Here is an 11632-nt window from a genome sequence, read left to right as displayed (position 1 = left end):
GAAGGCATGTGCCGCAACATCAAGCCCCTGTTCAACTTCGCGCCGCCCGCCACGGACGAGGACATCCGTGCGGCGGCGCTCCAGTTCGTCCGGAAGATCGCCGGGACTCGCAATCCGTCGAAGCAGAACACCGACGCCTTCGAGGTCGCCGTGGAGGAGATCTACCGCAGCTCCAAGCGCATGCTCGAGGGGCTCGTGGCGACGACTCCGCCTCGTGACCGCGCCCGCTTCGAGTCCATGAAGCGCCTGCGCTTCAAGAAGGCCGAGCGCGCGCGTCCCCAGGAATGACGAAGGGCCACGGGCGAGTGCCCGTGGCCCCGAAGATGACCGCGCCGTCGTGGGCGCTACTGCTTCACGAGGAACATCTCGCGCACCTGGATGAGGTCCACGTCCCCGGCGAAGGCCGAGAACTTCTCGTAGTCACGCGGCGAGATGCGGTTGCGCGGAACCTGGAGCGACTCGTTGAGGGTCAGCGTGCGGCCCTCCTGCTTCTCCGTGCGGGCGAAGTGACCGAAGTCGCTGTCCACCTTCAGCGACGCCTGCGGATCCGCCAGCTTCCAGCCCTGGGGCATGGTCAGCGTCACCTGCGTGCGGCTGGCCTCCATGCTGTCGATGAACAGCGGCGTGTCTCGCGAGCTCAGCTCGACGTAGCGACGCCCCAGGAGCGCGGGGAAGGTCAGCGCGCCCAGCACCATCTTCTGGTCACCCTCCACGCGGCCGAAGCGCGGCACGGTGAACTCGTAGTGCAGCACGAACGGCGCGCCCACCTCGGTCGCTCGGTCCAGCTTCACCGAGGACAGCTCCGCGCCCCCGAAGTAGCGCGACACCGCGCCCTGGAGCGCCTGGTTGCGGCTCTCGGCGGAGAGCTGCTCGAAGGCCTCGGCGATCTGCGCCGCCTCGAAGCCCGTGTAGACCTCGTCGCCCTTGCCCGTGAGCTTCCCGTCCGTGGACAGCTCCAGGTCCAGCTTCACCTGCTTGCCCGGCCGCTCCTTCAGCGCGGGCGTGGTGACCTTCTGCTGCGCCTTGCCGGGCTCGGGCATCAGGTACGCCTCGCGCTCGCCCATGGCCGTCTCGGGAAGCTCGCCGAAGGGGCCGAAGCGCACCGAGGTGTCCACCCATACCGGCGCCTCGCCCGGGACTTCCACGTGCAGCGCGGCGTAGGGCAAGAGCTGCTCGTTGGGGAAGAGGTACGGCGCGGGGGGCGTGTTGAAGGTGCGCACGGCGGCCACGCGCGAGGGGATGCCCAGCGCGTCCAGCCCCGCCTTCAGCACCGTGAGGCGGCTGCCGCGGTCCTGCGCCACCGTGGAGGCCGCGGACTGGCCCAGCCCCGTGTCGCGGCCGGAGAAGCGCTTCATCACCGCCGCGTGCAGCGCCTTGACGGCCTCCATGCCCGTCTTTCCCTCGGTGGCCTGCTTCGCGAAGGCCTCCACCTCGGCCGTGCGCTGCCAGCGGTCCTGGAACGCGTCGCCGTACACCTGCACGAGCCCGTCATTGCCCGTGGCCCCGGTGCCCACCACGACGAACGGCAGGTACTCGTTGCCAGAGGGCGGCGCGTCCGGCTCGGGGATGAAGGGCGGCACGCGGCGCGCGTCGTAGTGGAAGACCTCCTGGTCTCCCTGCACCACCGGCTCCGACGCCTTCATGTTGTGCGCGTCGACGCGCAGGTTGCTGCCCTTGGGCGCCACCACCGTGTACGTGGACCACGCGTTGGGCTGGTTGGCGATCTGGAAATAGAACGCGGACGCGGCGAAGCCCGGCTGCGCGGGGCCACGGTCGCCCTCGGCCAGCAGGTACTCGACCTCGACGTAGTCGCCCACCTGCACGCCGGGCAGGCTCATGGTGTCCTTGCCCTCGATGTTCTCCGGCTCCAGCACGCGGCCGTCCGCCTTCAGCGTGCGCAGCGCGAGCAGCTGCGCGCCGCGAGGCAGGTTGACCTCGGCGATCTCCTGCACGCCGGACTGCTCCAGCGCCTTCTGGATGGTGTGGATGCGGTTGACCAGCGAGCCATCCGGGAAGGCCTGCACGGCGGCCGCGTCCAGGACGTAGGCCGCGGCGCTGCCGCCCGTGACGGGTGCGGCCTCGTAGGCGCGGATGGCCTCGCGTCCGTCGATGGCGTGGGCCTGGAGCAGCTCCTTGCCCGTCTTCGCGCGCTCGACCGCTCGGCGCAGGGTGAGGTCGCTTCCGTCCAGCATCAGCGCCTGCTCGCGCAGCGTCAGGGCCTCGGCCTTGTCGCCCGCGTACTCGCGCACGTCGGCCAGGCGCTCCAGCAGCTCCTTGTTGCGCGGCCAGATGGCGAAGAGCGAGCGCAGCACGCGGGTGGCGTCATCGAAGCGGCGCAGGCCGATGTACGCGTTGGCGAGCGCGGCGCCGGTGGTGACGTTGTCCGGGTCCCGCGCCAGCATGGTGGCGTAGGCCTGGGCCGCGGCCTCCGGCTCTCCGCGGGTGCGCGCATGGTCCGCCTGCCGCGCGAGGGCGCCGGGGCAGTTCTCCTGCGCGCTCATGAGCGCGTCCGCGCGCGACACCGCGTCGCGCTTGCGAGCGAGGTTGTACTGGAGCGCCACGGCGTCACAGAGGCCGGGCTGGGCCTCCAGGGCCGCTTCCAGCGCGACCTCCGCCTGCGGATCCACGTCCAGCGCGAGCGCCGCGCGGGCCAGCATCAGGTGCACGGCGGAGCCCGTGGGCTTCGCCGCGTCGCGCGCGGCCTTCAGTGCCTCCAGGGCCTGCGCCGCCTGGCCTTCATCCAGGAAGAGGTCCGCGCGCAGGAGCTGCGCGGCCACGTTGCCCGGGTCCTTGGCGAGCACGGCCTCCAGGTCGCGCGTGGCGCGGCCACGGGCCACCTTCGCGGGGATGGTGCGGTCCTGCGACGCGAGCTCCGCGCGCAAGGCGAGCAGCGCGGGCGAGGTGGGCTGCAGCGTGCCCATGAGCCGCCGCGAGCCGTCGCCATCGCGGCCCATGCCGTCGCGCACGGCGAGGAAGGTGGCCAGGGTGTCGCCGGCCTCACCGCGCAGCGCGGCCGCGAGGTCCTCCGTGGTGGCGTAGTGGAGCGGGGCCTCGGTGGTGCTCACGCCGCCGCCCCACGCCGGGGCCGCGCCCGTGGCCGCGGTGTAGCGAATGGTGGAGGGCTTCCCGTCCGCGCGCAGCAGCGCGAAGGTGAAGACGCCCGTGGTCTCGTCGCGCGACACGCTGGTCACGATGCGGTGCTTGCCCGCCTTCAGCGACACCGCGCGCGCCGTCACGGTGGAGGCCGCGCGCGTCCACCGCTGGCGCTCCAGCACGGGCGTGCCATCCAGCAGCACCCGGTGCGACGTCTGGCTCACCGAGCGCACCACGTAGTCACCTGGCTCGGTGACCTCGGCGTCGAACGCGAGCACGTACATGTCCCCATGGCCCGGCTCACCGCCCAGGTCCAGGCGCCCGTCCGGCGCGTGCACGGTGCGCGTGGCCAGCGGGCCGAACGCGCCGGTGAACGGGCCCGCGAGCGAGCCGTCCTTCTCGGGGGGGAGCTGATCCCGGAAGGACAGGATGTGGAAGGGCGAGAAGGGCCCCACCACCGTCGCCTCGCTCACCCCGCCCAGGTCCTTCAGGTCCTGGGCCTGGCGCGCGGTGTCGCCGCGGAAGTTGTGGATGGACAGGCGCGCGCCTCGCAGGAGGTACGCCGCCTCGCCCTGGACGCCCGCGGCCAGCGCGGCCTCGACGCCTTCCAGGATGGCGTCATCCATCGCGGGCGCGGTGCCCACCAGGTCCAGCGCGTAGCGCGCGGCGGGCACCGCGAGCGGGTGTCTCGGCGCGCGCTTCACCAGCTCCAGCGAGGCCGTCAGCGCCGGCGCCGTGCGTCCCGCGCGGCGGGCCAGCAGGGCCTGGCCCTGGAGCGCGTACGGGTCGTTTGGATCCTTGGCGAGCGCCGCGTCGAAGCGCTGCTGGGCGAGCGCCGCGTCTCCCGCCACGAGGTACGCGTGGAAGCCGGCAAAGGCCAGGGTACGCGCCTCGGGGGAGCCGCTCTGCGCGCGCTCGGCGGCGGCCTCCAGGACGCGGGGCGTGACGGTGGGCTTGGGGCAGCCGGTCAGTCCGGCGACGAGAGCGAGCGCTGCGAGTCCGCGGTGGAGGGTGCGCATAGGAGTGTCGAGGGATAGTGCAATCCCACGCACGAGGCCATATTCCCTGCGCCTTCTCCGACCGCGCGGGTGCTACCGGCGTTTGGGGGGCTTGGGGGGAGGCTGCTTGACGGGCTGGCGCTTGGGCGGGGGGGGCGGGGTGGCCACTCGCTTGGTGGGCACCACGGCCTTGGTGGGCACCGCCACGGCCACCGTGCGCGGGGGCGGCGTCGCGATGACCGGGGGCGCGTCCACGGGGGGCGGGGGCGCGCGCCGGACCGCGTAGGTGAGGCCTTCCGCGCGGCACGTCCCCTCGACGCAGCCGAACGCGGGGGTGGGGGCCTCGCCGAACTGCTCCTGCCAGCCGGGCCCCAGGTCCAGCGGCTCGGCGATGGCGCGGCGGTCCTTGCCGCTGCCGACGTAGGCCTGGAGCACGCCGTCGGCGTCCACGGCCAGCTCCAGCCGGGCCTCGCCCTCGGGAGAGGCGAGCCCGAGCATGGTGCCGCGGCGCTCGCCCAGCGCCCACTCGAGCGCCAGCGGCGCGCCCGCGCCGTTGTGCAGGAGCGCCACGTAGCGGCCCGTGCTGCCCACGAGCATCAGCGCGGCGACGGGCTCCGGCGAGGGGCCATACAGCACGGCGCGCGCTCGGCGGCTGAAGGTGGGCGGAGGCGCGTCGGCGCGGACGCGCGCGGTCAGCTCCGCGATGTCACCCTCCAGGCCCACCACGTCCAGGCGCGCGCGACCCACGCGCGACTGCCCGTCCACGGCGGGGAACACCAGCGCCTTGTCCTCGAAGGCCACGGGGCGGCCCGCCACCAGGACGGAAGGGGCGTCCGGGCCTTCGCCCAGCACCACCTTGCGCTTCTCCGAGCCCGTCTCCAGGCGGCCCGTGCCCGTGCGCGGCGAGGGCGGCCCCAGGTCCGCCATGATGGCGGCGCCCGGTGCCACCGAGGGGCGCCGCTCGCCGGCGCGCAGCCACGCCACGCCGAGCACGGCCAGCGCGGCCAGCACCACCACGACGGCCGCGGCGCGCAGCGTGGCGCCCACCAGCCGGCGCATCGCGTGGCGGAAGCGCTGCATGCGGGTGAGCCGCAGCGGCGCCAGCGACGGCAGGCTGCCTGGGACCAGCGGCTCCAGGTCCGTGATGAGCGCGGTCACCGTTTGATAGCGGTCCGCGGGGTCTGGCTTGAGGCAGCGCGTGACGATGCCGTCCACCCGCGGATCCAACCCCGGCCGGCGGCGCGAGGGCAGGTCGAAGGTGCCCAGCGGCACCTCGCCGGTGAACATCTCGTAGAGGATGACGCCCAGCGAGAAGATGTCCGCGCGCGCGTCCGCGCTCTTGGCGTCCACGCGCTGCTCGGGCGCCATGTACGACACGGTGCCCATGGACACGTGCGTGGACGTGAGGGCGAAGCGCGACGAGGCGTTCGCGTCGTCGAGGAAGGAGGCCAGTCCGAAGTCAGACACCTTGGCGATGCCGCCGGCCTGCTGGTCCAGCAGGATGTTCTCCGGCTTCAGGTCCCGGTGGATGACGCCGCGGCCGTGCGCGTACTCGATGGCCCGACAGATCTCCAACATGCGCCGCAGGAGGACAGGCGAGTCCTGCGGGGGCGTGCGCATGAGTTCGCGCAGGCTGGGCCCGTCCACGAACTCCATCACCAGGTAGTACGTGGTGGTGGTGTTGCCCTTGTCGACGATGGAGACGACGTGGGGATGGCTCAGCGCGGCCAGGGCCGCGGCTTCCTTCTGGAAGCGCGCGATGAAGGACGGGTCCTTCGCCAGCTCCGGGTTGAGCAGCTTCACCGCCACGGTTCGGCCGAGTGACAGCTGGGTGGCCTTGTGGACCTCGCCCATGCCTCCCGTTCCAACGAGCTTCTCGAGGCGGTAGCCGGTGATGAGGTCCGGGGTGCGGTGCCGGCTGATCGCCGTGGGTTCAATCGAGGACATGGGGGGGCGTGCGCGGCCCGCAGGCTAACAGATTCGCGGCGGCGCGGCGGCGCACTGTCGCCCCGACGATGGGCCCGGGTAGAGCCCACCCCAGCAGTCAGGCAGGCGGGCCTGACGGGCTCACGAGTCGCTGGAGGCCGTCTGCAGCACGGAGCCCCGCAGCGTGGAGCGCACCTGGTTCAGCGAGGCGCGCATCTGCGCCTGGCGCACGGAGGCGCCCACGGCGCGGGCCAGCGACTTGAGGATGGAGATCTCCTCCGGCCGCCACACCCGCGCGCGCTCACAGTCCTCGAACCCGATGAACCCCCACCACTCGCGGGCGGGGGTGATGGGGCAGAGCAGCGAGGAGTGCACGCCCTGCTGCACGAGCAGCTCGCGCATCATCACCGGGGCCTCCACCGTGGGGCACGCCACCGCCAGCCCGCCCTCCAGCATGTCCGCCCAGCCCGGCGCGAAGTCCCGGAAGGCGAAGGTGCGCAAGGAGGCGTTCGCCAGCGGCGAGGCGATTCCGGGCTTGGCCCACGCGTGGCGCAGGTCCGCCACGAAGCGGCCCTTGGTGGAGAAGGAGGGGGCGCGGTTCTCGAAGATGAAGGCCCGGTGAACGCCCAGCGCGTGCGCCACCATGCCCAGAGCCTCGGCGCCGGTCGCGGGGACGAGCCCCTTCTCCAGCAGCAACCGCGAGGCTTCGGACACTTTGACGAAGGCTTCGACCATGGGGCTCTCCCGATAGGTGGGATGGGGGGGATCCACACCTGTCGCGAATGAGACGTCACTCGCTTAAGTCGTATTAAGCAGATTTCCCGCCGTCCTGTCAAATCACAGCAATGCTGGAAGGCTCGGAGAGCCGCCGAGAGGACAGGGAATCCCCAGAAACGCCACGAGGGCGCCCCTTTGAAAGGGCGCCCTCGGGTGACTCCGCGAACAGGCGGAGGACAGCGAACTACTTGGTGGCCGGGGCGGCCGCGTCCTTCGCGGCAGCGGCCTTCTTGGTGCCCTTCTTCGCGGGCTTGGCCTCCGGCTTGGCCTCGGCGGCAGGAGCAGCCTCGGGAGCGGGGGCAGCGGCCTCCGTCTTCGCCTCGGCGGCGGCCGGCTTGGTCTCGGCGGCGGCCGGGGCCGGGGTGTTGGCAAACGCGGTGGTGGCGGCGAGGACAGCGGCGACGATCAGGGTCTTCATGGAACGCTCCGATGCGACGGTCCGGCGCGGGATTGCGTCGGCTTGCGGACGGGGGCTTGAGCACCCGCCATGCCAGGACGGCATTCACAGCAACTCCGCTGGGTTCGCGCGTTGCCCTCCCGTTGCGCCTGGGGAGAAACTCCTCAGTTGGAATGCAAACATTGGGTGCAGGCTCCCCAAGCAGGCGCGGGTTGCTTTGACGACACCCCCTCTCTTGAGCAAGCTGCGTCGGCCGTCCGCGTCAGAATCATGCGATGGCAGGCCCGGCCCGTTCTCGCTCCGCATGTCGCGGGGCCAGGGGCAGGGAGAGACGGTGTATGCGGTACCTCCTGGTCGCAACGGGCGTGGCATGGGTCGGGATGGGGTGTGCCGCGGTGGGCATTGCACCCGAGCGGCTGGAGGCCCAGGTGATGGAGGCGGACCGGTGGCAGCGCGCCTACCAACTGGAGCGTGAGCGCACAGAGGCCCTGGCGGTGCGCCTGGCCGCGACGGAGTCCGCGCTGGAGGAGCAGGCGCAGGAGCGAGCGGAGGCCGAGCTGCTGGAGCGCGCGCTGCGGATGGACGAGCTGGGACGCGCGGAGCTGGAGCGCCACGCCCTGGAGGAGCACAACGCGCAGCTTCAGGCGAAGCAGCGCGAGCTGGCCGCGATGCACGAGGAGCTGTCGGACGTCTGGTACGAGTCCGCGCTGGAGCGCGCGCGCCGTCGGACCTTGCCGCCGCTCCCTCATCGCCAGGGAGAGGATGGGGGGGCGGCGGGTGCTGAGGACGGGACCTCTCATTGATGGAACGAGGGCCGAGGCGCCAAGGGCCGTGCCCGGTGGAGTCGCTGTGGTGATGAACTCCCGGACACCGCTGCGCGGCTACCGCGCGGGCTTCTTCTTCGTGGTGGTGCTGCTGTCGGCCGTCACCGGCTTCACGCTGTGGACGGAGATGCGCACCGGGCGCCAGGTGGACGGGTTGGTGCGCGAGGCGCTCAACCGCGCGGACCTCATCGGGCGCATTCGCGTGTACGTGATGTCGCTGGAGTCCGCCATCGAGGCGCACATCCGCGCCACGGACGACGCCGAGCGCAAGGAGGCCGACGCGGTGATGGAGGAGATCCTCTCCGACATCCGGCTGGCCTCGGACGCGTACACGCGCGACATGCCGTTGGGGGAGAAGGCGGTGTGGTTGCGCTTCAACGCGGCCTGCCAGGGGCTGGCGGATCAGGTCCGCGCGGCGGCGGTGTTCTCTCGCCAACGCGAGGCGGAGCGCGCGCGCCGGCACCTGGTGGAGGGCATCCGCCCCATGGCCATCGAGGTGGATGCGCTGGCGGGGCAGCTCGCGCAGGAGAACTCGGATGGCACGCGCGAGCTGTTGGGCCACCTGGCCACGCTGCGCGTGCGCAACACGGCGCTGGGCGCGGGGGCCACGCTGCTGGCCATCCTCGTGTCCCTGATGGTGGGCCTGCACATCATGTCCGTGCTGCGCCGCCAGGACGCCACCATCCAGGGCCAGCTGGAGGAACTGGGGCGGCACAACCAGGAGCTGGACGCGTTCACCCGACGCGTGGCGCATGACCTGATGAGCCCGCTGGCGCCGCTCAAGGGCTACCTGACGCTGGTGCGGCGCTCGGGCGAGGTGAAGAACCCGGGCGTGCTGGAGATGCTGGCCCAGTGCGAGTCGAGCGCGGTGCGCATGGGCGAACTCATCGAGGCGCTCCTGCGCTTCTGTCGGGCCGGCACGCGCGGCGAGCGCACGGCGGGAGAGCTGGACACGGCGGTGAGCACGCTGCTCCTGGAGGTGAGCCAGACGGCCGCCGCGCAGGGCGTGGCGCTGGAGCGCGAGCTGGAGGCGGGCGTGGAGGTGGATTGCCCCGGCCAGCTCTTGCAGGTGGTGGCGCGCAACCTCTTGTCCAACGCGGTGAAGTACACGGCGGGCCGGCCGGAGCCTCGGGTGACGGTGCGGGTGGCCACCGAGGGCACGGACGCGGTGCTGGAGGTGACGGACAACGGCCTGGGCATGAGCGCCGCCACGCAGGCCTCGCTGTTCCAGCCGTTCTTCCGGGCGCCCGAAGTGCGCGGCATCCCAGGCCACGGACTCGGCCTGGCCACCACCCGGCGCGTGGTGGAGGCGCATGGCGGCGCGTTGGTGGTGAACTCCGAGGAGGGAAAGGGCACCCGCATGACGGTGCGCTTCCCCAAGGTCTCCGGTTCCACGTTGTCCGCGGGAGCACTCGCGACCGTGGAGTCCGGACAGAACCGTGCTAGTGCAGCGCGCAAGGCCCCCTGATGAGCACAGCGCGAATCCTGGTCGTGGACGATGACCCGCATGCGCGGGACCTGCTGCAGCGGCTCTTGGGCATGCTGGGGCCGGTGACGCAGGCGGCGGATCCGAAGAGCGCGGCCGAGCGCATCGCCGAGCAGCCCTTCGACCTGGTGCTCACCGACATGGCCATGCCGGAGCCGGGCGACGGGCTCAAGGTGCTCCAGGCGGTGCGCACGAACCTGCCGGACACGCCCGTCATCGTGGTGACGGCGTTTGGCAACATCGAGGGCGCGCTCGACAGCATCCAGCAGGGCGCGTTCGACTACCTTCCCAAGCCCTTCGACGTGGACGCCATCCTGCGCGTGGCGCGGCGGGCGCTGGAGCAGAAGCGGTTGGTGGAGGAGAACCGCACGCTGCGCAAGCAGGTGGAGCGCACGTCGCTGGTGGGCCGCAGCCCCGCGCTGCTGGAGGTCTACAAGCAGGTGGCTCGCGCGGCCACGAGCAACGTCCCGGTGTTGATTACGGGCGAGACGGGCACTGGCAAGGAGATGGTGGCCCGCGCGCTGCACCGGCGCTCCACGCGCGCGCAGGCGGCGTTCATCCCGGTGGACTGCGGCGCCATCACCGAGTCGCTGATGGAGAGCGAGCTGTTCGGCCACGCGAAGGGCAGCTTCACGGGCGCCTCGGGCGCGCGGCGCGGCCTCTTCGAGGAGGCCCACGGCGGCACGCTGTTCCTGGACGAGATTGGCGACGTGGGGATGAAGGTGCAGTCCCAGTTGCTGCGCGTGCTCCAGGAGGGCGAGATTCGCCGCGTGGGCGAGAGCGTCCCCGTGAAGGTGGACGTGCGCGTGCTCGCGGCGACGAACAAGGACCTCAAGGCGCGCGTGGCCGAGGGGCTGTTCCGCGAGGACCTCCTGTACCGGCTGGACGTGGTGCACTTGCACCTGCCCCCGTTGCGCGAGCGGCGCGAGGACATCCCCTCGCTGGTGGATCACTTCGCGTCGCTGCACGCGCGCGGCGGGGCCCGGCCGGTGGTGACCGCGGACGCCATGTCTCGGCTGACCGCGTATGACTGGCCGGGCAACGTGCGCCAGTTGGAGAACGTGGTGGCGCGCGCGCTCGCGCTCAACGTGACGGGCGTGCTGGGGCCGCAGGACTTCCCCGAGCCCATCGGGGACGCGCCCAAGCGGCTCACGGGCGGACTGGCCGGAGACCTCCCCAGCCTGGCCGAGCTGTCGCGGCGCTATGCGGCGCACGTGCTCCAGCACGTGGGCGGCAACAAGAGCGAGGCGGCGCGGCTGCTCGCGGTGGATCGCAAGACGCTCTACAAACTGCTGGAGACGCCCGAGCAGGGCGAGCCCCCCCTTCCCTCGGGAGAGGGGCGGAGCTGAAGGCCGTTCCCATGTCCTCACCTTCCGAAGAAGTCTCCACGCGCCCGGTGCTGGCGGTCGCGGCGCTGCGCAAGCGCTATGGCGACGCCGTGGCCGTGGAGGGTTTGTCGTTCCACGTGAAGCCTCGCGAGATTGTCGGGCTCCTGGGGCCCAACGGCGCGGGGAAGAGCACGACCATCAACATGCTGCTCGGGGTGCTGGAGCCCAGCGAGGGCAGCATCCACATCGAGGGCGTGAACCTCGCCACCGAGCGCTCGCGAGCGCTCGCGCGCACGAACTTCGCGGCTGTGTACGCGCCGCTTCCCGGCAACCTCACCGTCGTCCAGAACCTGCGCATCTTCGGGTTGCTGTACGGGGTGCCCGCGCTCGCGGCCCGCATCGAGGAGGTGCTGGCGCAGTTCGACCTCCAGGCGTTCCGGGACGTGAAGTGCGGCGTGCTCTCCTCGGGCGAGCAGACGCGCGTGGCGCTGGCCAAGGCGCTGTTGAACCGTCCTCACCTCCTGTTGCTCGACGAGCCCACCGCGTCGTTGGACCCCGCGACGGCGCAGGACCTGCGCGCGAAGATTCGTGCGTTCGCCGCCGAGGGGCCGGGCGGTGTCCTCTGGACGTCGCACAACATGTACGAGGTCGAGGAGGTGTGTGACCGCGTGTTGTTCCTCGCGCGGGGACGCATCCTTCTCGAGGGGAACCCGCGGACGCTTCCGCGCGAGCACGGCAAGCAGACGCTGGAGGAACTCTTCATCACCGTCGCGCGCGAGCCGCTCGCGCTGGGAAAGGCGTGA

Annotated in this window: 9 protein-coding genes; 5 read left to right on the top strand and 4 right to left on the bottom strand. The window is 71.9% G+C overall.

Translation table 11 applies throughout. The annotated features are described in order from the left end of the window. Positions 1-6: 6 nt before the first annotated feature. Positions 7-288: a DUF2277 domain-containing protein gene (locus tag JGU66_10565; GenBank protein MBJ6761207.1), complete on the top strand. Its 282-nt coding sequence runs from the start codon at positions 7-9 to the stop codon at positions 286-288. Between the two features lie 56 nt (positions 289-344). On the opposite strand, the gene JGU66_10560 is transcribed toward JGU66_10565, so the two are convergent. From JGU66_10560 to JGU66_10545, 4 genes are all read right to left on the bottom strand, one after another. Next, positions 345-4112 carry a tetratricopeptide repeat protein gene (locus JGU66_10560; protein MBJ6761206.1) on the bottom strand — a complete coding sequence of 1256 codons (3768 nt, stop codon included), beginning with the start codon at positions 4110-4112 and terminating at the stop codon, positions 345-347. 72 nt (positions 4113-4184) lie between these two features. Further along, complete coding sequence (locus JGU66_10555; GenBank protein ID MBJ6761205.1) at positions 4185-6038, bottom strand: serine/threonine protein kinase; 1854 nt, start codon at positions 6036-6038, stop codon at positions 4185-4187. A 120-nt stretch (positions 6039-6158) separates the two neighbouring features. Then, positions 6159-6752: a GAF domain-containing protein gene (locus JGU66_10550; GenBank protein ID MBJ6761204.1), complete on the bottom strand. Its 594-nt coding sequence runs from the start codon at positions 6750-6752 to the stop codon at positions 6159-6161. 226 nt (positions 6753-6978) lie between these two features. Then, a complete protein-coding gene (locus JGU66_10545) occupies positions 6979-7212 on the bottom strand; it encodes a hypothetical protein (protein MBJ6761203.1) in 234 nt (77 codons plus the stop codon). A 317-nt stretch (positions 7213-7529) separates the two neighbouring features. On the opposite strand from JGU66_10545, the gene JGU66_10540 reads away from it, so the two are divergent. Genes JGU66_10540 through JGU66_10525 form a run of 4 tightly spaced genes read left to right on the top strand, consistent with a single transcriptional unit; the run spans position 7530 to position 11632 of the window. Next, entirely contained in the window at positions 7530-7994 is a 465-nt protein-coding gene (locus tag JGU66_10540; GenBank protein MBJ6761202.1) for a hypothetical protein, read from the top strand. Between the two features lie 49 nt (positions 7995-8043). Next, positions 8044-9483 (top strand): MCP four helix bundle domain-containing protein, encoded by a 1440-nt coding sequence (locus JGU66_10535; GenBank protein MBJ6761201.1) that lies wholly within the window; start codon positions 8044-8046, stop codon positions 9481-9483. Then, the gene (locus JGU66_10530) at positions 9483-10850 is read left to right on the top strand and encodes a sigma-54-dependent Fis family transcriptional regulator (protein MBJ6761200.1); all 1368 of its coding nucleotides are present in this window, start codon (positions 9483-9485) and stop codon (positions 10848-10850) included. Before JGU66_10535 ends, JGU66_10530 begins: the two co-directional genes overlap by 1 nt. Positions 10851-10861: 11 nt before the next feature. Then, entirely contained in the window at positions 10862-11632 is a 771-nt protein-coding gene (locus JGU66_10525) for an ABC transporter ATP-binding protein (protein MBJ6761199.1), read from the top strand.

It is taken from the genome of Myxococcaceae bacterium JPH2 (assembly GCA_016458225.1).
GTDB lineage: Bacteria > Myxococcota > Myxococcia > Myxococcales > Myxococcaceae > Citreicoccus.
This window is presented reverse-complemented; position numbering and strand designations above follow the sequence as displayed.

Coding starts and splice junctions, on each gene's coding strand:
- JGU66_10565 (MBJ6761207.1), top strand. CDS start 7: ATGTGCCGCAACATCAAGCCCCTGTTCAACTTCGCGCCGCCCGCCACG.
- JGU66_10560 (MBJ6761206.1), bottom strand. CDS start 4,112: ATGCGCACCCTCCACCGCGGACTCGCAGCGCTCGCTCTCGTCGCCGGA.
- JGU66_10555 (MBJ6761205.1), bottom strand. CDS start 6,038: ATGTCCTCGATTGAACCCACGGCGATCAGCCGGCACCGCACCCCGGAC.
- JGU66_10550 (MBJ6761204.1), bottom strand. CDS start 6,752: ATGGTCGAAGCCTTCGTCAAAGTGTCCGAAGCCTCGCGGTTGCTGCTG.
- JGU66_10545 (MBJ6761203.1), bottom strand. CDS start 7,212: ATGAAGACCCTGATCGTCGCCGCTGTCCTCGCCGCCACCACCGCGTTT.
- JGU66_10540 (MBJ6761202.1), top strand. CDS start 7,530: ATGCGGTACCTCCTGGTCGCAACGGGCGTGGCATGGGTCGGGATGGGG.
- JGU66_10530 (MBJ6761200.1), top strand. CDS start 9,483: ATGAGCACAGCGCGAATCCTGGTCGTGGACGATGACCCGCATGCGCGG.
- JGU66_10525 (MBJ6761199.1), top strand. CDS start 10,862: ATGTCCTCACCTTCCGAAGAAGTCTCCACGCGCCCGGTGCTGGCGGTC.